At 70.7% G+C, this 22,234-nt stretch carries 18 protein-coding genes; 16 read left to right on the top strand and 2 right to left on the bottom strand.

Annotation, left to right across the window (positions count from 1 at the left end):
• The first annotated feature begins 18 nt into the window (after positions 1 to 18).
• The 10 genes from KDM41_03340 (at position 19) to KDM41_03295 (ending at position 10,498) form a co-directional block, all read left to right on the top strand.
• Positions 19 to 534, top strand: a complete 516-nt coding sequence (locus KDM41_03340; protein ID MCB1182442.1) for an NADH-quinone oxidoreductase subunit J — start codon at positions 19 to 21, stop codon at positions 532 to 534.
• Entirely contained in the window at positions 525 to 830 is a 306-nt protein-coding gene (gene nuoK / locus KDM41_03335; GenBank protein ID MCB1182441.1) for an NADH-quinone oxidoreductase subunit NuoK, read from the top strand. The genes KDM41_03340 and nuoK overlap by 10 nt, the downstream gene beginning before the upstream one ends.
• Before the next feature lie 23 nt (positions 831 to 853).
• Positions 854 to 3,022, top strand: coding sequence for an NADH-quinone oxidoreductase subunit L (nuoL, locus tag KDM41_03330; protein MCB1182440.1), 2,169 nt, complete (start codon positions 854 to 856; stop codon positions 3,020 to 3,022).
• 21 nt (positions 3,023 to 3,043) lie between these two features.
• Positions 3,044 to 4,594 carry an NADH-quinone oxidoreductase subunit M gene (locus KDM41_03325; GenBank protein MCB1182439.1) on the top strand — a complete coding sequence of 517 codons (1,551 nt, stop codon included), beginning with the start codon at positions 3,044 to 3,046 and terminating at the stop codon, positions 4,592 to 4,594.
• A complete protein-coding gene (locus KDM41_03320) occupies positions 4,594 to 6,108 on the top strand; it encodes an NADH-quinone oxidoreductase subunit N (GenBank protein MCB1182438.1) in 1,515 nt (504 codons plus the stop codon). Before KDM41_03325 ends, KDM41_03320 begins: the two co-directional genes overlap by 1 nt.
• Positions 6,109 to 6,333: 225 nt before the next feature.
• Entirely contained in the window at positions 6,334 to 6,771 is a 438-nt protein-coding gene (locus KDM41_03315; protein ID MCB1182437.1) for a heme-binding domain-containing protein, read from the top strand.
• A gap of 89 nt (positions 6,772 to 6,860) precedes the next feature.
• A complete protein-coding gene (locus KDM41_03310; GenBank protein ID MCB1182436.1) occupies positions 6,861 to 7,709 on the top strand; it encodes a phosphate/phosphite/phosphonate ABC transporter substrate-binding protein in 849 nt (282 codons plus the stop codon).
• A gap of 11 nt (positions 7,710 to 7,720) precedes the next feature.
• A complete protein-coding gene (locus KDM41_03305; GenBank protein MCB1182435.1) occupies positions 7,721 to 9,226 on the top strand; it encodes a HAMP domain-containing histidine kinase in 1,506 nt (501 codons plus the stop codon).
• Positions 9,227 to 9,308: 82 nt separating this feature from the next.
• Positions 9,309 to 10,079, top strand: a complete 771-nt coding sequence (locus KDM41_03300; protein ID MCB1182434.1) for a YaaA family protein — start codon at positions 9,309 to 9,311, stop codon at positions 10,077 to 10,079.
• Positions 10,080 to 10,108: 29 nt separating this feature from the next.
• Entirely contained in the window at positions 10,109 to 10,498 is a 390-nt protein-coding gene (locus KDM41_03295; GenBank protein MCB1182433.1) for a septal ring lytic transglycosylase RlpA family protein, read from the top strand.
• A 74-nt stretch (positions 10,499 to 10,572) separates the two neighbouring features.
• Here KDM41_03295 and KDM41_03290 read toward each other — a convergent pair whose 3' ends face one another.
• Positions 10,573 to 10,791, bottom strand: coding sequence for a NifU family protein (locus KDM41_03290; GenBank protein ID MCB1182432.1), 219 nt, complete (start codon positions 10,789 to 10,791; stop codon positions 10,573 to 10,575).
• Positions 10,792 to 11,004: 213 nt separating this feature from the next.
• Here KDM41_03290 and KDM41_03285 point away from each other — a divergent pair, with 213 nt between their 5' ends.
• From KDM41_03285 to KDM41_03270, 4 genes are all read left to right on the top strand, one after another.
• A complete protein-coding gene (locus KDM41_03285) occupies positions 11,005 to 11,832 on the top strand; it encodes an inositol monophosphatase (GenBank protein MCB1182431.1) in 828 nt (275 codons plus the stop codon).
• Entirely contained in the window at positions 11,825 to 12,157 is a 333-nt protein-coding gene (locus KDM41_03280) for a divalent-cation tolerance protein CutA (GenBank protein MCB1182430.1), read from the top strand. Before KDM41_03285 ends, KDM41_03280 begins: the two co-directional genes overlap by 8 nt.
• Positions 12,150 to 13,847, top strand: a complete 1,698-nt coding sequence (locus KDM41_03275) for a Na+/H+ antiporter NhaC family protein (GenBank protein ID MCB1182429.1) — start codon at positions 12,150 to 12,152, stop codon at positions 13,845 to 13,847. The genes KDM41_03280 and KDM41_03275 overlap by 8 nt, the downstream gene beginning before the upstream one ends.
• Before the next feature lie 87 nt (positions 13,848 to 13,934).
• The gene (locus KDM41_03270; GenBank protein ID MCB1182428.1) at positions 13,935 to 14,729 is read left to right on the top strand and encodes a hypothetical protein; all 795 of its coding nucleotides are present in this window, start codon (positions 13,935 to 13,937) and stop codon (positions 14,727 to 14,729) included.
• 101 nt (positions 14,730 to 14,830) lie between these two features.
• Here KDM41_03270 and KDM41_03265 read toward each other — a convergent pair whose 3' ends face one another.
• On the bottom strand, positions 14,831 to 16,183 hold the full coding sequence (locus KDM41_03265) for a PhoH family protein (GenBank protein ID MCB1182427.1): 1,353 nt from the start codon (positions 16,181 to 16,183) through the stop codon (positions 14,831 to 14,833).
• A 188-nt stretch (positions 16,184 to 16,371) separates the two neighbouring features.
• On the opposite strand from KDM41_03265, the gene KDM41_03260 reads away from it, so the two are divergent.
• Together KDM41_03260 and dnaE are read left to right on the top strand one after the other, a co-directional pair.
• Positions 16,372 to 18,300: a hypothetical protein gene (locus KDM41_03260; GenBank protein ID MCB1182426.1), complete on the top strand. Its 1,929-nt coding sequence runs from the start codon at positions 16,372 to 16,374 to the stop codon at positions 18,298 to 18,300.
• A 129-nt stretch (positions 18,301 to 18,429) separates the two neighbouring features.
• Positions 18,430 to 22,206 carry a DNA polymerase III subunit alpha gene (gene dnaE, locus KDM41_03255; protein ID MCB1182425.1) on the top strand — a complete coding sequence of 1,259 codons (3,777 nt, stop codon included), beginning with the start codon at positions 18,430 to 18,432 and terminating at the stop codon, positions 22,204 to 22,206.
• Positions 22,207 to 22,234: the final 28 nt, after the last annotated feature.

Raw genomic sequence — 22,234 nt, 5'->3', positions numbered from 1 at the left:
CCGCGAAAGGGATGTGACATGGAAGCTTTCCTGTTCTGGTTCTGCGGCGCGATGATGGTGCTGGGCGGGCTGATGACCGTCTTCCAGCGCAGCGCCGTGGTGTCGGCGGTGTGGCTGATCTTCTCGTTCATCGCGGCCTCGGGCATCTTCGCGCTGCTGCACGCGCCCTTCCTCGCCGTGCTGCAGGTGCTGGTCTACGCGGGCGCGATCATGGTGCTCTTCCTCTTCGTGATCATGATGCTGCAGGGCCCCGAGCTCGAAGGCGAGCGCAAGCTGTTGAAGCTGCCGCTGTGGCCGGCCGTGGCGATCCCGCCCCTGGCCGTGGTCGTGATGATCGGCGGCTACCTGCAGGGCAACGGGAGCACGGCCTTCGGCCCGGCGCCGGCGGCGGGGTTCGGCGGTCCGTCCCACGTGGCGAGCCTCCTGCTCGGCCGGTACCTGTTGGCTTTCGAACTGATCTCGATCGTGCTGCTGGTGGCCCTGATCGGCGCCCTGGCCCTGGGCAAGGAAGAAAGGAAGCTGCCGTGGAAATAACGCTGACCCACTACCTGCTGCTGGCGGCGGTGATCTTCCTGACGGGCATGGTGGGCTTCGTCGTGCGCCGGAACACCCTGGTGATGCTCATGTGCGTCGAGCTCATGCTCAGCAGCGTGAACATCGTCTTCGCCGCTTTCGCCCGCCAGAACGGCGACGCCGGCGGCCACGTCTTCGTGCTCATGAACTTCGCGGTCGCGGCCGCCGAGGCGGCCATCGGGCTCGCCCTGCTGGTGGAGATCTTCCGCCGCCGCCGCACCGTCAACGTCGATGACCTCAAAACCCTGATGGAGTAGCCGTGGAGAGCCACACGACGGAAATGTTGCTCAGATGGATCGTGCTGGTGCCCCTGCTGGGGGCGGCGGTGAACGGTCTGCTGAACCGCCGGCTGCCCCGCCAGGTGGCCGGACTGCTGGCCTGCGCCGCGGTCGGGATCAGTTTCGCCCTGTCGCTGACGGTCTTCCTGCGGCTGGCGGGGATGCCCGCCGAGGCCCGCTTCGTCAACGACATCGTGACGACCTGGATCGGCTTCGGCAACCTGCAGGTCGACCTCGGCTTCGCCATGGACCCGCTCAGCGGCGTCATGGCGCTGGTGGTCACGGGCGTCGGCTTCCTGATCCACATCTACTCGCTGGGCTACATGTCCCACGACAAGGGCTTTCCCCGCTTCTTCACCTACCTGAACCTGTTCATCTTCGCCATGATGACGCTGGTGCTGGGGGAGAACCTCCTGATGCTCTTCGTGGGCTGGGAGGGCGTCGGGCTGTGCTCGTACCTGCTGATCAGCTTCTGGTTCGGCGAGGAGGCCAACGCGGCGGCCGGCAAGAAGGCCTTCGTGGTGAACCGCATCGGCGACTTCGGCTTCCTGCTGGGCATGTTCGTCATCGGCGCCACCCTGCTGCCGCACCTGGGCGTGGGCGAGGGGCTGCTGAGCTTCCGGGTGCTGCAGGCCCACGCCGGCACGCTGGCTCCGGCCGCGACCCTGATCTGCCTGCTGCTCTTCGTGGGCGCCACGGGCAAGTCGGCCCAGATCCCGCTCTACATCTGGCTGCCCGACGCCATGGCGGGCCCGACCCCCGTGTCGGCCCTGATCCACGCGGCGACCATGGTCACGGCGGGCGTCTACATGATCGCGCGCATGAACTTCCTCTTCGTGCTGGCGCCGACGGCCATGAACGTCGTCGCGGTGGTGGGCGCGGTGACGGCGATCTTCGCCGCGACCATCGCCCTGACCCAGAACGACATCAAGAAGGTGCTGGCCTACTCGACCGTCTCGCAGCTGGGCTACATGATGCTCGCCTGCGGTGTCGGCGCCTTCGCCATGGGCATCTTCCACGTCATGACCCACGCCTTCTTCAAGGCCCTGCTCTTCCTCGGTTCCGGCTCGGTGATCCACGCTATGAGCGACGAGCAGGACATGCGGGTCATGGGCGGGCTGCGGAAGAAGCTGCCCGTCACCTTCGCGACCTTCATGGTCGGCACCCTGGCCCTGGCCGGGATCTTCCCGCTGGCCGGCTTCTTCTCCAAGGACGAGATCCTGTGGAAGACCTGGAGCAGCGGCAACACGTTGCTGTGGGCCCTGGGCTTCCTGGGCGCGGGCCTGACGGCCTTCTACATGATGCGGCTGGTCGTGCTGACCTTCTTCGGCGAGAACCGGGCCAGCGCCGAGGTGAAGCACCACATCCACGAGTCGCCCGCGACGATGACGATGCCGCTGGTGATCCTGGCGGTGCTGTCGGTGGTCGGCGGCTGGGTCGGCATCCCGCACTTCATGGGCGGCGGCGCCCACTTCGAGCAGTGGCTCGAGCCGGTCTTCGCCCGCCACGAGGTGGCGCCCGACGCCCACGGGGCCGGCGCGCACCTGGTGGACGCGCACGGGGCGGAGACCCCGGCCGCGGAGACCCATTCCGCGGAGAATCCTGCCGCCGAGACCCATGCCGCGGACGAGCAGGCGGCCGGCGACCACGCCGCGGATGCCCACGCGCCGACCGGTCACGACGCTGGCGCCATGGCGGCCACCGCGGCCGGGCACGACGACGGCCATGCGGCGCCCGCCCATGGCGGCGAGGCGGCCCACGGCGCCCACGACACCACCATGGAGTGGATCCTGGCCGGGGCCTCGCTGGCCTGGGGGATCCTGGGCCTGCTGCTCGGCTACCTGGTCTACGCCAGGCGCGTGGGCGTGGCCGAGACGTTCCAGAAGATGGGGGGCGGCTGGCCCCACAAGGTGCTGCTCAACAAGTACTACGTCGACGAGGCCTACGAGGGCGCCTTCATCCGGCCGGGCTACTGGCTGAGCAGGACGGTGCTGTGGAAGAGCGTCGACGCCGGGCTCATCGACGGCCTGCTGGTCAACGGCTCGGCCCTGGCCGTGGCCGTGCTGGGTTCGGTGCTGCGGCTGTTCCAGAACGGGATGATCCGCTTCTACGCGTGGTCGTTCACCATCGGGGTCACGGTCTTCGTCCTGTACCTCAGTTTCTCGGGCTAGGAGGACGCTGGTTTGTCGTTCATTACGGATCACATCCTGAGTTGGGTCACGTTCCTGCCCCTGGTCGGCGCGCTGCTGCTGTGGACCGTGGTCAGGTGGGAGGCGCAGGCCCGACTCTTCGCCCTCGCGGTGGCGATCGCCGACTTCGTGCTGTCGCTGCACCTGTGGTTCCACTTCGATGCGGGCCGCGGGGACGACCAGTTCGTCGAACGGGTGGCCTGGCTCTTCAACGGCAGGATCTCCTACCACCTGGGGATGGACGGCATCAGCCTCGTGCTGGTGATGCTGACCACCTTCCTCGGGCCCCTGGTGATCCTGTCCACCTGGAAGGCCGTGACCGACCGCGTGAGCAACTTCCTGGGCTTCGTGCTCTTCCTGCAGGCGGCCATGCTGGGCACCTTCTTCGCCCGGGACATGCTGCTGTTCTACGTCTTCTGGGAAGCCATGCTGATCCCGATGTACTTCATCATCGGCATCTGGGGCGGGCAGCGGCGCATCTACGCGGCGGTGAAGTTCTTCATCTTCACCATGGTGGGCTCGGTCTTCATGCTGGTGGGCATCATCTGGCTGTACTTCCAGGCCGGCAGCATGAACCTGACCGACTTCTTGAACCTGGAGATCGCGCGCGGCGCCCAGCTGTGGCTCTTCGCCGCGTTCTTCCTGGCCTTCGCCATCAAGGTGCCGCTCTTTCCGCTGCACACCTGGCTGCCGGACGCCCACGTCGAGGCGCCCACCGCGGGCTCGGTCATCCTGGCCGGCGTGCTGCTGAAGATGGGCACCTACGGCATGCTGCGCTTCGCCATGCCCCTGTTCCCGGAAGGCGTGGCCCACTTCGCGCCGCTGATCAACACCCTGGCGGTGATCGGCATCATCTACGGCGCCCTGGTGGCCCTGGTGCAACCGGACGTCAAGAAGCTCGTGGCCTACTCGTCGGTCAGCCACCTCGGCTTCGTGGTGCTGGGCCTGTTCTCGCTCTCGCAGACCGGCGTCGCCGGCGGCATCTTCCAGATGCTGGCCCACGGCTTGAGCACCGGCGCGCTCTTCCTCCTGGTGGGCGTCATCTACGAGCGGCGCCACACCCGCGAGATCGCCGAGTTCGGCGGCCTGGCCCACGGCATGCCGCTGTACGCCGTCTTCTTCATGATCGCGACCCTGGCCAGCATCGGCCTGCCCGGCCTGGCCGGCTTCGTGGGCGAGTTCATGATCCTCTTCGGCACCTTCAGCTCCCAGGCCCTGCACGGACGCCTGCTCGCCGTGCTCGCGGCCACGGGCGTGGTGCTCGGCGCCATCTACATGCTGTGGATGTACCAGCGGGTCTTCCTCGGCAAGCGCAGCAACGAGAAGAACGAGGGCCTGCCCGACCTGAGCCTGCGCGAGATGGTCGTGCTGGTGCCTCTCGTGGTGTTCATGTTCTGGCTGGGGGTGCAGCCGGGCCTGGTGCTGGATCGCCTCGGTCCCAGCATCGACAAGGTCATGGCGCCCTTCGCGCAGCCGGGCCAGCACGCCCTGCACACCGGTGAAACGTCGGCTTCGAACCCGGGCTTCGTGATCCGGGACACGGAAGGTCAGTGATGAACGAATTCCAGGTGACGAATCTCGCGGCCGAGACGGGGGCGCTGCTGCCCTATCTGGTGGTGGCCTGCGGCGGCCTGCTGGTGATGCTCTTCGACGCCTTCGTGCGGACCCTGAAGAAGGACCACCTCAGCTACCTGACCATCCTGGTGCTCTCGGTGGCGGTGCTGCTGCAGTTCATCGGCGAGAAGAGCGACGGACCCCTGCTGAGCGGCATGCTGCTGGCCAGCGACTTCACGCGCTTCTTCAACTTCGTCTTCGCGGCGATCGGCGTCGTGACCACGATCTTCGCCACCGGCATCTTCGACCGCGACGGCCGCTACCGGCCCGAATTCTACCCGCTGCTGCTGTTCACGATCCTGGGCATGATGGTGCTGGCCGCGGCCAACGACCTGATGGCCGTCTTCCTCGGCCTGGAGACCATGAGCCTGGCCACGTACATCATGGTCGGCGGCGTGCGCGGCGACGTGCGCAGCTCCGAAGCCGGCTTCAAGTACCTCATCCTGGGCGGCTTCTCGTCGGCCTTCCTGCTCATGGGCATGGCCCTGATCTACGGCTTCGCCGGCGGCACCGGCTTCGCCGACATCGCGCGGGCCATGACCGCCGGCCAGCCCGACCACCTGCTGGTGGGCCTGGGCACCGGCCTGATGCTGGTGGGCTTCGGCTTCAAGGTGGCCCTGGTGCCGTTCCACATGTGGACGCCGGACGTGTACGACGGCGCGCCCAGCTACGTCACCGGCTTCATGGCCACGGGCATCAAGGCGGCCGGCTTCGCCATCCTGATCCGCTTCGCCATCCTCATGCAGCCGCAGCTGGGCTTCGCCTGGTACCCGGTCCTGGCCGCCCTGGCCGTGCTCACCATGAGCATGGGCAACCTGGTGGCCCTGGCCCAGAGCAACATCAAGCGCATGCTGGCCTGGTCGAGCGTGGCCCACGCCGGCTACCTCATGCTGGGCATCCTGGCCCTGCTCTCGCCCACCCAGGGCGGCTCGCAGGCCATGATGTCGAGCCAGGCCATCGGCGAGTCGGCCGGCTCGGCCATGCTCTTCTACCTGATCGGGTACAGCCTGATGAACCTGGCCGCCTTCGGCATCATCAACATCCTGGGCCGGGGGCAGGGCGACGAGGCGACGGACATCAGCCGTTTCGCGGGCCTGAGCCGCACCCAGCCCGTGGCGGCCGCCACCCTGGCGGTGGCCCTGCTCTCGCTGGCGGGCATTCCGCCCATGGTCGGGTTCATGGCCAAGTTCTATCTCTTCTCGGCGGTGGTGGAGGCGGGGCTGATCCCGCTGGCCATCATCGGCGTCATCAACTCGCTGATCTCGGTCTACTACTACCTGCGCCTGCTGGTGGTCATGTACATGAAGGAGCCGGCCGAGGACAGCTACGCCGGCCGGGAGATGGTGTCGGTGATGATGTCCAGCGTGCTGGCCCTGATCATCATCGTCCTGGGGGTCGTGCCGGACGCCTTCCACCGGATGGCGCTGATCATCTTCCGGCAGATCCGCTTCTAGGCCCTGGCCGGCGGATCGCCGCGGAGCGATGCGGAGCAGGCGGCCCGCACGCGGAACCTGAAGACAGCCCCGATGCATGTCGGGGCTGTTTTTTCTACAGGGACAACGTGTTGCGGCCGAAACCTCGCCGAAAGCATGAAGTGCGGCGCGGGCCGCACGGCAGGTGCGCGGCGCGGGCCCGTCCGGGACGGGAAGACGCCGCGCCGCTCGAGCAGGGAGGCGACCATGCGCGTCACGATCACCCTCAGGCAGCTCTTCGTCATCACCATCGTCCTGCTGGGGGCGGCCCAGTTCGTGCCCGTCGATCTGGTGAATCCGCCGGCCGGCGGACCGCTGGCGGCGCCGCGGCCCGTGGAGGACGTGCTGCGCCGGGCCTGCTTCGACTGCCATTCCCACGAATCGCGGATTCCCTGGTACGGGAAGGTGGCGCCGGTGTCCTGGCTGGTGGCCCACGACATCAAAGAGGCCCGGGCCGAGCTCAACTTCTCGACCTGGAACCAGCTCGGCCTGCGCGAGCAGGAAGAGGCCCAGCGCAAGATCTGGCAGGCGGTGAAGCAATCGGAAATGCCGCCGCCGTTCTACGTCCTCGTCCATCCGGAAGGGCGCCTGACCACGGACGACCACCGCCTCCTGCGCACCTGGGCCGGCATTTCGGAGGAGTAGCGGCTAAAGATTCCTGCATGAACGCCGATCTGCGGGGGGGGGCGGGCAGCGGCCCGCCCCGGACCACCGCACCGATCGGAGACGTTCCCATGCTGCCGCACTGCCCCTCCCGCCGACGTGGCCTGCCCTGGCCGGCGGTCCTGCTCCTGATGATCCTCCTGCCGGGACCCCGCGCCAGCGCCGGCGAGACGTACTCGTTCGGGGTGGTACCCCAGTTCGAGGCGCGGCGGCTGGCCGAGATCTGGGGACCGATCCTGGCCGAGGTGTCGGCGCGGTCCGGCGTGACCCTGGAGATGGCCGGGTCGGCGCGCATTCCGGTCTTCGAGAAGAGCTTCCAGGCCGGCGAGTTCGATTTCGCCTACATGAACCCCTACCACGCGCTGGTGGCCATGGAGAGCCAGGGCTACGAGCCCCTCGTGCGCGACGGCTCACGCGAACTCTTCGGGGTCCTCGTCGTGCGGGAGGACAGCCCCTACCGGGAGGTGGCGGACCTGGCCGGCCAGGAGATCGCCTTTCCGGCGCCCAACGCGCTGGGGGCGTCGCTGCTCATGCGGGCGGAGCTGACGCGCCGGTTCGGACTCGACTTCAGGGCGACCTACGCCCAGACGCACACCTCGTCCTACATGAATGTGGTCCTGGGCGTGTCGGCCGCCGCCGGCGGGGTCATGGGCACCCTGAAACGCCAGGAGCCCGACGTGCGCGACGCCCTGCGGGTCCTGTACGAGACGCGGCGCTGTCCGCCGCATCCGGTCGTGGCGCACCCGCGGGTGCCGGCCGAGGTCCGGGCCGCCGTGCGGGCGGCGTTCCTCGCCCTGAACGAGACCGAAACCGGGCGGGCGCTGCTGAAGGACGTGCCCATCGGCGAGGCTGTGGCGGCGAGCGGCGAGGACTACGCGCCCCTGCGCGAACTCCATCTCGAAGAATTCTACGTCGAATAGGACGGTGGCCCGTGTCCGCGACGCCGAACGACCTGGCCGCCGGCTCCCCGCATCGCTGCTCGCGGATGCGGTCGTTGCGGCCGCGCGTGCTGGGCCTGCTGGCGGCCCTCTTCGTGGTGCAGCTCGTCTACGTGGAGGCGGTCTGGCAACCCGCCGCCCGCGCCGCCGCCGAGCAGACGACCCTGGCCCAGACGCGTTCGCACCTGCAGACCCTCGGCGAGAGCATCAGCACCTACATCCTGCAGCGCCAGTACGCGGCGATCCACGAGACCTTCCGGGTGCTCGAGGCGCGGCACCCCCTGTGGCGCGGGCTCGAGCTGGTCGATCCGCAGGGGCGGCGCCTGTACCCCCTGCGGGCGCCCGCGCCGACGGCGGACCCGGGCGTGGTGGCGGTGGACTGCCCCATCGCGAACGACGGGGCCCTGCTCGGAACCCTGGCCCTGCGGCTGGATCTGGCCGGGGCCACGGCGCCGCAGGTGCGCCAGGACCGCTACGTGGTGCTCATGGTGATGGTCAGTTCGCTGCTCGCCTTCCTGGTGGTGGCCGCCTTCGTCGATCTGGCGGTGATCCGGCCGGCGCGGGAACTGCAGGCGGCGGCGCGGGAGCTGGCGGCCGGACGGCGGGACGGCGCGTTGCCGGCGGCGGGTCCCGACGAGATCGGCGGTCTGGTGGCCTCGTTCGCCGCCATGCGCGAGCGCATCGCCGCGCGCGAGACCGACCTCGAGGCGGCCCGGGGGGAAGCCGAGGAGGCGAATCGGGCCAAGAGCCGCTTCCTGGCGACCATGAGCCACGAACTCCGCACGCCCCTGAACGGCATCATCGCCGCGGCCAGCCTGCTCGAACGGACCACCCTGGACCCGCGGCAGGATCGCTGCGTGGGCATGGTGGGCACCTCGGCGGACAACCTGCTGCGGCTGATCACGAACATCCTCGACTATTCCGAAATGGAGGCCGGGCGGGTCGCGCCGGTGCAGCGGCCGTTCCTGCCGCGGGTGGTGCTGCAGGAGGTCGCGCGGCAGCTCGGTCCGGCGGCGGCCGCGGCGGGCGTGACCTTGCACGTCGCGGTGGACCACGCGGACGATCTCTGCCTCCTGGGCGACGCGGCCCTGCTCCAGAAGGCCCTGCTGCACCTGGGGGGCAACGCCGTGAAGTTCGCGCCAGGCGGGTCGGTGGAGCTCGCGGCCAGGGCGGCGGACACGGCGTCGGACACCGCGTCGGGCACCGCGTCGGGCGGTGCCGCCCCGGACACGCGGCGTCTCGAGATCTCCGTCCGCGACGACGGGATCGGCATGGAGCCCGACGTGGTGGACCGTCTCTTCACTCGCTTCATGCAGGCCGAGGAGGGCTTCTCCCGCAGCTACGGCGGGGCGGGCCTGGGCCTGGCCATCGCCGGGGCCATCGTCGACCTGATGCAGGGGCGGATCCGCGTCGCGAGCGCGCCCGGCCAGGGCAGCACCTTCACCCTCGCCCTGGACCTGGTCCCGGCGCCCGTGCCGGCCACCCGCGCGGCCCGATAGGGGTTGCACCCCGGCGCCCGTCGGGTAAGATGCCGGTCCCCAGTCCTGCCGCCGCCGGCCGTACCCGCGAGGAGCCCGCACCGTGCTCGTCCTGCTCAACAGCACCAAGACCATGGATCCGGACGCGCCGGTCCCGGCGCGCCTGTCGCCCACCGAACCCGCGTTCGCGGCCGAGGCCGCCGACCTCGCGGCCCGGCTGGCCCGCCTCGGCCCCCGCGACCTGGCCCGGCAGATGGGTCTCGGGCCCCGGCTGGTCGACGAGACCCGCGCGATGCTCGCCCGCTGGGGCGCAGCGGACGAACCGCGGGCCCCGGCCCTCTTCGCCTTCACCGGCCTCGTCTACAAGCACGTGGCGCCCGGGGAATGGACGGCCGCCGCCCGGCGCGACGCCCAGGCGCGGCTGGTGATCCTGTCGGGGCTGTACGGCCTGCTGCGCCCGTGCGACCTCGTGGCCGCGTACCGCCTCGAGATGGGCAGCCGGTTCCGCCCGCCGCGCGCCGCGTCGTTGACCGCCTGGTGGCGGCCGCGCCTGACGGCGGCCCTGAACGAACGCCTGGGCGAGGGCGAACCCGTGCTGGACCTGGCCGCGCAGGAGTACACGAAGGCCCTGGACGTCGGGGCGCTGCGCGGTCCGGTGGTGTCGCCGGTCTTCAAGGAGACCCTGTCCGACGGGCGCCTCAAGACGGCGCCGGTGTACGCCAAGATGGCGCGGGGCGCCATGGTGCGCTGGATCTTCACCCGGAAGGTCCGCCGGCCCGCCGACCTGCTCGGCTTCGGGGAGGCGGGCTGGGAGGCGGCGTCCGAGCCGCCGAACGACGGCGCCTGGCTGTTCACGCGGCCGGCGCGGGACTAGGAGGAGGCATGCGGAGGTCGCGGTTGACGATGGCCGGGGTCGTGCCCGTGCTCGTGTTGGCGGGCGCCCTCGGCGGCTGCGCGGCCTCGAGCCGGCATCCGGCCGAGATCGGCGGCTTCGGCGACGTGCAGACGGGGCAGGCCAGCTTCTACGCCGACCGCTTCGAGGGGCGGCTCACGGCCAGCGGCGAGACCTTCCGCCAGGACCTGCTCACCGCCGCGCACCGCACCCTGCCGTTCGGGACCCGGGTCCGGGTCACCAACCTGGTCAACCGGCGGGCGGTGGTCGTCCGCATCAACGACCGGGGGCCCTTCGTGGAGGGCCGCATCATCGACCTGAGCCGGCGGGCGGCCGAGGAACTGGACTTCGTCCGGGCCGGGCTGACCGACGTGAAGATCGAGGTGCTGGCGGGATCCTGAGGCGGCCGGCGCGGCGCGCGAAACGAAGACGGCGACCCGCCGGGGTCGCCGTCCTGTTCTCGGGGCGGGGCGGGTCAGATCTGCTCGACCGCCACGACCTCGGGGATGCGCTCCTTCATGCGCGCCTCGATGCCCTGCTTGAGGGTCATGATGCTCATGGGGCAGCTGCCGCACGCGCCCTGCATGCGCACGGTGACGATGCCGTCGTTGTAGTCGATGAACTCGACATCGCCGCCGTCGGCCTGCAGCGCGGGCCGGATCTCGTCGAGCACGGCCTGGATCTTCTCTTTCATGACGCACCTTCCTGCGGGCCCGTCGCGCGGGTCGCCGCCGTGGCGTTCGGGGTTCAGGTCTTCCGGACCAAAAGCTAAGGCCAAAGGGCGGGAAGTCAACCCCCTGCCGGGGCGGCCGGGGGCGCGGCGATTGGCGGTTGAGGTGGGGCGGGGGCTCCCGTATGATGCCCCGGTTCGCCCGCCGTCCCGACACCAGCCGGAGAGCCGATCCCCATGTCCGACAACCTGTCCGAGCAGCTCCTTCCCGTGCGCGAACTGGCCCTGGCGGCCGGCGCCCTGCTGTTGGACAGCATGGGGCATGTGGGGACCGTGGCCGCCAAGCAGGCCACCGAACTGGTCACCGAGCTGGACGGCCGCGTGGAGGAGATGCTGGTGGCCGGGATCGCCCGCCACTTCCCCGACGACACGGTGCAGGCCGAGGAAGGGGGGCATCGGGAGGGCGGCTCGGGCCGCACCTGGTACATCGACCCCCTCGACGGCACCACGAACTACGCCCACGGGCATCCGGTCTTCGCCGTGAGCATCGCCTGCGCCGACGCCGACGGCCTGGCTCTCGGCCTGGTCTACGCTCCCTATCTCGACGAGCTCTACCTGGCCCACCGGGCGGGCGGTGCGGTGGGCGAGCGGCCGCGGCACGGTACGCGCGCCTCCCTGGCCCGGCGCGCGCCGGTGGCCCTCGACGCGGCGCTGCTGGCCACGGGCTTCCCCTACGTGCGCGACGACGAGGTGGATCTGGCCACCGGGCGCGTGGCGGCCTTCCTGAAGCGGCGCTGCCACGGGGTCCGGCGCGCGGGCAGCGCGGCGGTGGATCTGGTGCACGTGGCGGCCGGCAAGCTCGACGGCTACTGGGAGACGCGGCTGCGGCCCTGGGACACGGCCGCCGGCACCCTGATCGCCCGCGAGGCGGGGGCCGTGGTGACGGGGCACGACGGCGTGGCCGGGCCCCTGCACTTCAGCGACATCCTGGCCGCGGCGCCGGGGCTGCACGGGGAGATGCTGGCGATCCTCGCGGCGACCGCACGGGAGGTGGGCCGTGGCTGACGATCTGCGCGTGGTGATGACGACCTTCCCCGGGCGCGAACCGGCCGAGGCGGCGGCGCGCCTGCTGGTCGACGCCGGCCTGGCCGTGTGCGCCCAGGTGGGCGCCGATCTGGTCTCCTTCTACCGCTGGCAGGGAACGCTCGAGCGCGCCGAGGAGGTGGCGGTGGTCTTCAAGGTGCTGCCCGCCCGCTACGAGCTCTTCGTCGGGGAGCTGAAGCTGCAGCACCCCTTCGACGTGCCGCAGGTGGTGGCGTGGTCGGCCGACCACGTCGACGCGGCCTACCTGGCCTGGGCCCGCGACGAGAGCGGGGCGCCCGATGCGTAGCCGTCTGCGCGGAACCCTGTCCTGGCTCGGCGTCGGCGCCGTCGCGGCCGCCCTGACAGGGCTGGCCGGCGCGGCCTTCGGGGCGCCGGAAGCCGAGGCGGCGGCCGCCGCCCACCACGGCTGGCTGTCGGTGGTGCCGCCGGTGCTGGCGATCGGGCTGGCCCTGTGGAAGCGCGAGGTGCTGCCGGCCCTCTTCCTGGGCCTGTTCACCGGGGTCGTCATCCTCGAGGGCAATCCCCTGACGGCGCTGCTCCGCGTGGGCGATACGCACCTCGTCGACGCCCTGGCCGACCACGACCATGCCGCGATCCTCATGTTCACGGCCATCCTCGGGGGCATGGTCGGGGTGCTCTCGCGCAGTGGCGCCACCGAGGGCATCGTGCACTGGCTCAGCGCCCGCGTGGGCGGACGGCGCGGCGGCCAGACCGCCACGGCGGCCATGGGCACGGTGATCTTCTTCGACGACTACGCCAACACCCTGCTGGTGGGCGCGACGATGCGGCCGCTGACCGACCGCCTGCGCATCTCGCGCGAGAAGCTGGCCTGGCTGGTCGACAGCACCGCGGCGCCGGTCACGACCGTGGCCATCATCTCGACCTGGATCGGCTTCGAGGTCGGCCTGATCCAGGAGGCCATGGCCAAGCTCGACCAGGGCAGCCGCGCCTACACCTTCTTCCTCGAGACGATCCCCTACAGCTTCTACCCGCTGCTGACGCTGCTGATGGTGTACCTGGTCGCCCTGAGCGGCCGCGACTTCGGGCCCATGCTGCGGGCCGAGCGCCGCGCCCTGCACGAGGGGCACGTCCTGCGACCGGGGGCCAAACCGGCCAGCGACGCGCCGGTGGCCGCGGCGGCGTCGGGCGACGATCCGGTGCATCCGCTGGTGGCCGGGGTGCCGATCCTGGCGGTCATCGTGACCACGGCGCTGGGGCTGTACCTGAACGGGCGCGCCGCGGCGTCGGCCAAGGGCATCGCGGCGCCGGGGGTGCGCGAGGCCCTGGACAACGCCGACAGCTTCGCGGTGCTCATGTGGGCCGCGCTGGCCGGGGCCGGCCTCGCCATCGCCCTGACCACCGCCACCCGCCGGCACGATCTGGCCGACGCCCTGGACGCCTTCGTCGAGGGCGCGAAGTCCATGGTCGTGGCCATCGCGATCCTGCTGCTGGCGTGGTCGCTGAGCGCGGTGTGCGACGCCCTGGGGACGGCCGACTTCCTGATCGAGGCGGCGCGCGGCGGGCTCTCGGCGCGGCTGCTGCCGATCCTGGTGTTCGTGCTGGCGGCGGCGGTGAGCTTCGCCACCGGCACCAGCTGGGGCACCATGGGCATCCTGATGCCGATCGTCTACCAGCTGGGCCTGCAGCTGCCGGTGGACGCCGGGCTCGACCCGGTCACGGCGACCCACATCCACCTGGCCTCGGTGAGCGCCGTCCTGGCCGGCGCCGTCTTCGGGGACCACTGCTCGCCCATTTCCGACACGACGATCCTGTCGTCCCTGGCCACGGGCTCCGACCACGTGGACCACGTGCGCACGCAGCTCCCGTACGCCCTGAGCATCGCGGCCGTCGCCGCCCTGGTGGGGTACCTGCCCGTGGGCTACGGCGTGTCGCCCTGGATCTCGCTCGGACTCGGGGCCCTCGTCGTGACGGTCCTGGTGCTGCGGCTGGGGCGGCGCGCCGACGATCCGGCGTGAGCGGGCTGGCCCCGCGCCGGGCCAGACCCTAGATTGAGACCATGCGGGTCCCGCGGGGGCCCCGGCCAACCCCGACCCGGAGAAGCCATGCACCGAGCCTCTTCCTCCGTCTCGCGCCGCCTGTTGCCGGCGGTCCTGCTCCTGCCGGTCCTGCTGGGCCTCGGCGCGTGCGGCGGCGCCGACAAGATCGTGTTCGTCTATCCCGACGAAGCCCTCGACTTCCAGCTCCGCAACCTGAAGATGCCGGCGGTGTACATCGACGCCGTGACGGACATGCGGCCCCCCGAGCAGCGCCAGGGCCAGGGGCATTTCTTCACCATCGTCTATCCCAAGGACGAGGCGTGGGAGGTGCCGGCGACCCAGGTGTACGGCGAAGCCCTGGCCAAGGACCTGGCCCAGACCCACATGCTCGAGCTCGTGCCCCTGCGGGCCCAGGCCGAGTACACGCTCTCGGCCGATCTGTTCTCCATGGCCTGTCGGCTCGAGCGCTCCCCGGCGGCGTTCCTGCTCACCGGGGCCATCGGGGCGGGCGCCGGCGTCGCTCTCGGCGAGGACGGCAGTGACCGCGCCAAGCTGGCCGCGGTCCTCGGCGCGGTGGCCATCGCGGCCATCCCGGTGCCGACGCGCAACATCGCCGAGGTCGACGTGCGGCTGACCCTGCGCGACAACGACGGCGACATCGTCTGGCAGAAGGCGTGCCTCGGCGAAGTCGACGAGAACAAGTACCTGACGCCGACGGCGCGGGAGGACCAGCAACTCGTCAACGAGCACCTGACCAGGGCCGTGAAGCGGGCCAACGCCTGCCTGCTCGGCCAGCTGCGCCAATTCCTCCTGGAGGAAGGTCAGCGCCGGGCCGAGGAGACGGAGAAGGCGGGGGGCTGAGCGCCGACGCGGACGCGCGGCGGCGGCGGGGCGGCAAGCCTCCGGAAAAAAAAGGAGCCCGGCGCCGCAGCGCCGGGCTCCCGCGTTGCGGGGCTGGACGGCTAGAGCAGCTCGGCGGCCAGGCTCGCCAGCTCCGAGCGTTCGCTCTTGGCCAGGGTGATGTGGCCGTGGATCGGGTGGTTCTTGAACCGCTCGACCACGTACGTCAGGCCGTTGGACGACGAGTCGAGGTACGGGTTGTCGATCTGGTAGGCGTCGCCGGTGAGCACCACCTTGGCGTCCTCGCCCGCCCGGCTGACCACCGTCTTGACCTCGTGGGGCGTGAGGTTCTGGGCCTCGTCGATGATGATGAAGACCTTGGGCAGGCTGCGGCCGCGGATGTAGGTCACGGCCTCGGCCTCGACCACGCCCGTGTCGTACAGGTACTGCACCTTGTCGCCGCTGTGCTCGAGCTTGGGGTCGACCAGGAACTGCAGGTTGTCGGTGACGGGCTGCATCCAACTGGTCAGCTTCTCGTCCTTCGTGCCCGGCAGGTAGCCGATGTCGTTGCCCAGGGGCATGATCGGCCGCGAGACCATGATGCGCCGGTAGCGCTTCTCCTCGGCCACCATCTGCAGGCCGACGGCCAGGGCCAGCAGGGTCTTGCCCGTGCCCGCCTGGCCGAGCATGGTTACAAGCCGCACGTCCGGCCGCATGAGCAGTTCGAGGGCGAAATGCTGCTGCAGGTTGCGGGCGGTCAGGCCCCAGGGGTGGCTGTCGCCGAACTTGAGCGGCTCGACCAGATTGCTCTCGGCGCGGAAGATGCCGCGGGCCGTGTGCTTGGGGTTGCCGCGGGCCTTGAGCAGCACGCCCTCGTTGGGGCAGAGGGCGGCCTCGAGGGCCAGGGGCAGGCCGTTGTAGAAGTCGTTGATCTGGCCGTCGTCGACGTCGTGTTCGCTCCAGCCGGTGTAGAGCTCGTCGAAGTTGACCACGCGGTTCAGGTAGTCCTCGGCCTTGATGCCGAGGGCGTCGGCCTTGACGCGGGCGTTGATGTCCTTGGTGACGAAGACCGTCTCGACGCCCGCCTTGACCATGGCGCAGGCCGCGCCGAGGATGCGGTTGTCGGTGATGGTGCGGTCCATGCCCTTGGGCAGGAACTCGTTGAAGTTCTTGACGAGGATGAAGAGCTGGCCGCCCCCGGGCAAGGGCACGCCCTGGCTCAGGGGCTGCCCGTCGCGCAGCGAGTCGATGGTCCGGATCACGCGGCGGGCGTTGCGGCCCTTCTCGTCGTTGCCGCGCTTGAAGCGGTCGAGCTCTTCCAGGACGTCGACGGTCAGGACGAGGTTGTTGTCCTCGAAGGCCTTCAGGCAGTCGGCGTCGTGGATGAGCACGTTCGTGTCGAGAAGGAAGGTGCGCCTGGGGGGGAGATTCAGTCCGTCGATGTCGTCGATCCAGTGGGCCGTGTTTTCAGCCATGGACGCCCTCCGGTGGTTCGCCCGCGAGGTCGGGGGGGAGGGCTCCGGCCCAGGCGGGACATTCCTTGTGGGAGCTGCGAGGTTCCATCCTCCCCCACAGCGTACACCCAAACCCGCCGCTTGTCGCCGTCCGATTGTGCCTGTAGTTTGGCGGCACGGAATCGCACCCCGCAAACGGAGTTGAGCCCATGATCCGCATCCGTCGCCCCGGGCAGCCCGGCCCCCTGCTGGCCCTCGTTCTCCTTCTGGCCCTGCCGACCGCCGCGCGCGCCGCCGAGCCGACGCCGTCGCCGGACCCGCGCTGGCCCCTGGATCTGCCCACGCGCTACCTCACCAGCAACTTCATGGAGTACCGCCCCGGTCGCTTCCACGCGGGTCTCGACCTCAAGACCCAGACGGTCACGGGATTTCCGGCCCGGGCCGTGGAGGACGGGTGGATCGTCCGCGTGCGGGCGACCCCGACGGCGTACGGCCGCGCGGTCTACCTGCGCGGCGATTCGGGCCGCACCTACGTGTACGCCCATCTCGAGCGCTTCAACGACGAGCTGCGCGGCCGGGTCGAGGCGCGGCGGGCCCGCAGCGGCCAGTACCGGGTCCGGCTCGAGTTCCGCCGCGACGAGATCCGGGTGCGCCGCGGCGACGTGCTGGGCCTGACGGGCCAGAGCGGCACCGGCGGGCCGCACCTCCATTTCGAGGTGCGCGACGCCGACAACCGGCCGGTCGACCCCCAGCTGGTGGGCTTCGCCGTGCCGGACACGATCGCCCCGCGCATCGTCGCCGTGCGGGCCTGGCCGGTGACGGACGCGGCCCGGCTGGAGGGCGCGTCGGCGGTCCGCCTCCTGGAAGGCGCCGACGGCCTGACCGGGGTCCAGCCTGCCCTGCGGGTCGCCGGTCCGGTGGCCCTGAGCGCGCGCATCGTCGAGCAGGCCGACGTCCGGGCCCATCGGCTGGAGCCGTCGCTGATCGAACTGCGGGTCGACGAGCAGGTGGTGTACGCGTGCCGCAACGAAGGCTTCGATTTCGGGGAGAACGCGCGGCAGCGCCTGGAGTGGGTCGACGTGCCCGGCGTGCGCGAGCGCTGGCTGCACCGGCATCCGGCCAACGACCTGCGGGGGCGCAGCGGACAGCTCTGGTTCCTGGGACCCCAGGGCGAGGGGCTGGCCGCGGGGGCGCACCGGGTGCGGCTGCGTGCGGTCGATGCGGCGGGGAACGCGACGGAACTGGAGTTCGACCTGGTCGTGGGCGCCGATGCCGGCGCCGGAGACGGGACCGGCGGGGCGGAGCCCGCCTGGCGGGCCGTGCCCGACGCGCTGCGCATCGCGACGCCCGACTCGAGCGCGGCCATCCGCGTGACCCCCTTCTTCGACACGCCGGAGCCGGCCGTCTTCGCGGCGGTGCCCGGTCTGCGGCGGCTGGAGTTCCGGCCGGGCGACGGCGACCCGGTGCAGGCGCCGCTGGTCGTCTACGCCCAGCCCGCGGAGCTGGACAGCCTGCAGCGGCTGGCCGCGGCCGACCAGGGCCTGGCGGCGCTCGGTTCGGCCCGGGAGTTCGTGGCGGCGGCGTGGCCCATCGAGGCGTCGCTGCCGGTGACCCTGCCGCGGGCCGCGCTGCCGGCGGGCGGTGATCCGGTGACCGGCGAGGACGGGACGCCGGCGGTGGCCGGGTCCGCCTCGCGCGGCCTCTACCGCTGGGACGGCCGCGAGTGGGACTTCGTCGAGACCTGGCCCCGCGCCGACGAACCCGAGGCCCGGGTGCGCATCGGGTCGCCGGGACTCTACGCGGCGTTCGCCGACGTGGCGCCGCCGCGTTTCGCGCCCGGACCCGACCTGGTGTCCGTGGAGCCCGCCGCGCCGACGGGCGTGCCCGGCGTGACGGGGCCGCGCTGGCAGGTGCTGCCCGTGCCCGTGTTCGACCGCGGCGAAGGACTCGACCTGGCGACCCTCGACGTGCGGCTGGACGGCCGGCCGCTGATCGTCGAGCCGGACCCGCCGCGGGACCGTCTGCTCGTGGCCTTCCCGGACGACCTTCCGGCCGGCCCGCACCGGCTGGAGATCGGCGTCGCGGACCGGGCCGGACACCGCGCCGAAGCCGAGATCCGGGTGATTCTGACCGAATGACGGCGCCGGCGCCGGGCCGCTGCCCGGCCCCCGGTTGAGAGGGCGCGGCGAACCTGCTATTGTACCGACTCCGGCCGCCGCCCGGCGGCCCGACCCCGGACCTGCAACCACGGACACCGAACGACGACCATGCCCGCTGCCGCCCCCACCAACTTCGTGCACCTGCACAACCACTCGGACTTCTCGCTGCTCGACGGCGCCATGAAGACCAGGGACATGGCCCGGCGCGCGGCCGAGTACGGGCAGCCGGCCCTGGCCCTCACCGACCACGGCAACATGTTCGGGGCGGTCGAGTTCTACCTGAACTGCCGCAAGGAGGGCATCAAGCCGATCATCGGCATGGAGGCCTACGTCACCGCCGACCGGCACTGCCGCACCGCCGACAAGAGCAACCGCAGCTACCACATGGTGCTGCTCGCGCGCAACGCCACGGGCTACGCCAACCTGGTCCGGCTCAGCTCGCTCGGCTTCCTCGAGGGCTTCTACTACCGGCCGCGCATCGACCGCGAGCTGCTCGCGCAGCACAGCGAGGGCATCGTCGGCCTGACCGCCTGCATGAGCGGCGAGCCCAACTTCCATCTGCGCTCGGGCAACGTGAAGGCGGCCATCGAGGCCGCCAGCGCCTACCGGGACATCCTCGGCCGCGACAACTACTTCCTCGAGATCCAGAACCACGGCATCGAGGAGGAGGCGCGCATCCGGCAGCTCATGCCGCAGGTGGCCGAGGCCACCGGCTGCCGCATCATCGCCACCAACGACTGCCACTTCCTCGAGCGGTCGCACCACGAGGCCCACGACATCCTGATGGCCCTGCAGACGGGCAAGACCTTCAACGACCCGAACCGCTGGCGCAGCAACACGCCCGAGGTGTACTTCAAGTCGACCGAGGAGATGCTGAAGCTCTTCCAGGACTGGCCCGAGGCGGTGGAGAACACCCTGCGCGTGGCCGACATGATCGACTTCGAGATGGAGCTCGACAAGCTGTTGCTGCCCGAGTTCCCCCTGCCCGCGGGCTTCGCCACGCCCGACGCCTACGTGGCCCATCTGGCGCGCGCGGGGCTCGAGCGGCGCTACGGCGCCATCACCCCGGAGCTCGAGGAACGCCTGACCTACGAGCTGGGCATCATCGAGCAGACGGGCTACGCCGGCTACTTCCTGATCGTGTGGGACTTCATCGACGCCGCCCGGCGCATGAACATCCCGGTGGGCCCGGGACGCGGCTCGGCGGCGGGTTCGCTCGTGTGCTACTGCATGGGCATCACCGACATCGATCCGATCCGGCATCAGCTCCTGTTCGAGCGCTTCCTCAATCCCGAACGCATCTCGATGCCGGACATCGACGTCGACTTCTGCTACGAGAAGCGCGGCGAGATCATCGAGTACGTGGCGCGCAAGTACGGCCGCGAGAACGTCAGCCAGATCATCACCTTCGGCACCATGGCGGCCCGTGCGGTGATCAAGGACGTCGCCCGCGTACTCGAGTTCAGCTTCGCCGACAGCGACCGCATCTCCAAACTCGTGCCCGAGGAGGTGGGCATCACCCTGGAGAAGGCCATCGCCGAGGCGCCGGGCCTGAAGGACGTGGAGAAGGAGAGCCCCGAGCACGCCATGCTCATGCGCAACGCGCGGGTGCTCGAGGGCTTCAACCGCAACACCGGCATCCACGCCGCCGGCGTGCTGATCACGCCCAGCCCGCTCATCGAGCACGCGCCCCTGTACAAGAGCACCAAGGGCGACATCACCGTCCAGTTCGACATGGTCATGAGCGAGAAGCTCGGCCTGCTGAAGATGGACTTCCTCGGCCTGCGCACCCTGACCGTCATCGACAAGGCGCTCAAGCTCATCGCCGAGACCACGGGCGAGGTGCTGAAGGCGGAGGAGATCCCCACCGACGACGCCGAGACCTATCGCCTGCTGCAGCAGGGCCGCACCGTCGGCATCTTCCAGCTCGAAAGCAGCGGCATGCAGGAACTGGTGCGCAAGATGGCGCCCACCTGCTACGACGACATCACGGCCATCTGCGCCCTGTACCGGCCGGGGCCCCTGGGCGCCGACATGGACAAGGTGTACGTGGAGTGCAAGCACGGCCGCAAGAAGGTCGAGTACAAGCACCCGTCGCTCGAGCCCATCCTGAAGGACACCTACGGGGTGATCCTGTACCAGGAGCAGGTGATGCAGATCGCATCGACCATGGGCGGCTTCACCATGGGCCAGGCCGACACGCTCCGCAAGGCCATGGGCAAGAAGAAGATCGACATCATGGCGGAGCTGAAGGTCCAGTTCCTCGAGGGCGCGCGCGAACGCGGCTACGACGAGTCCGTCGCGCGCGAGGTGTACGAGGAGATGGAGTTCTTCGCCCAGTACGGCTTCAACAAGAGCCACTCGGCGGCGTACGCCCTGCTCTCGATCCAGACCGCGTGGCTCAAGGCCCACCATCCGGCCGAGTTCATGGCCGCGACCATGAGCACCGAGATGCGCAAGAGCGAGCGCATCACGCAGCTCATCGACGAGGTGAAGGCCCTCGGCATCCGCATCTGCCCGCCGGACATCAACCACCCGCGCGCCGAGTTCGGCGTGCGCGACGGCGAGATCGTCTTCGGCATGGGGGCGGTCAAGGGCGTCGGCTCCGGGGCCATCGACATCATCGCGGCCTGCCGCGAGGACCTCGGCCGCGACTTCACCGACCTGTTCGACCTGGCCGAGCACGTCGACCTGCACAAGGTGAACCGCAAGGTGCTCGAGGGCCTGGTCAACGCCGGGGCCATGGATCGCCTGCCGGGGCACCGCAACCAGCTCCTGCAGAACCTCGACAAGGCCATCGCCTTCGGCCAGAAGGCCGCCCGCGACCGGGCCGGGGGGCAGGCCAGCCTATTCGGCGGCGGCGGGGGTGGCGGCGGCCTGCTCAAGCCGACCCTCGATCCCTGCGAACCGTTCGACCCCCTGGTCGAACTGAGCAAGGAGCGGGCGGCGGTGGGCTTCTTCCTCTCGGGCCATCCGTTCGAGGAGTACCGCGAGGTGGTCGACAGCCTGCCCGTCGAGGAGTGCGCGGCCTGCCATCGCCGCGGCGAGGGCACGTGGGTCGACCTGGTCGGGGTCATCACGAGCCACACCAAGCACCGCGACCGCCACAAGCGCGTCTACGCCCGGGCCAACTTCGAGGACCGCACCGGCGTCGTACCCCTGACGATCTACGCCAAGCAGTACGAGCAGACGCGCGAGCTCATCGAGTCGGACTCGGTCGTGGTCGTGGGCGGGCGCGTGCAGGTGCGCAGCGACGACTCGCGCGAGGTCGTGGTCGACCGCATCACGCGCATCGACGAGGTGCTCGGCCTGTGGACGCGCGACCTCTACCTGCGCGTCGACCTCGACCAGGCCGGCCGCGCCGGGCTCGAACAGCTGGGGGCCCTCTTCGCGGAATTCGGCGTGCCGTCGCCCATGCGCCCCCTGCGTCTGCCCGAGCCGGAAGCCGAGCATGCCGCCGCGTCGGCGCCGGCCGGCCTGACGGTGGCCCAGGCAGCCATGCTGCCGGATGCGGCCCTGGCGGCGGCGGCCCGGCGCGAGGCGGACGCCGAGGCGGCGGCCGCGACGGCGGCGGCCGACGACGATGACGGCGACGAGGTCGGGGAGCCCGACCCGGGGCATCCGGCCTTCCTGGCCGACGGTCCGGGCGGCGACGATCCGGATCTCGCGCCCGAGCCCACCCTGGCCCAGCCGGTGCCGTTGGTGGCGGAAGTCGAGCGGGACGGGCGCCGCTGGCTGCTGCAGTCCGAGAGTCGGCGCATCGCGCTCACGCTGGAGAGCCTGCGCCGCCTGCGCGCCCTGCCGGGCACGAGCGAATTGAGGGTGCGGGCCGTGCTGCCCGCGGCCATACGGGCGCCCCAGCGGCGCTTCTTCGGACAGGGCTAGGGCCGTTCCGCGCGCGGGGACGACCTGC

The organism is bacterium, assembly GCA_020440705.1.
In the GTDB taxonomy this organism is placed as follows: domain Bacteria; phylum Krumholzibacteriota; class Krumholzibacteriia; order LZORAL124-64-63; family LZORAL124-64-63; genus JAGRNP01.
The sequence above is the reverse complement of the archived record's forward strand: the minus strand, read 5'-3'. Positions and strand labels throughout refer to the sequence as shown.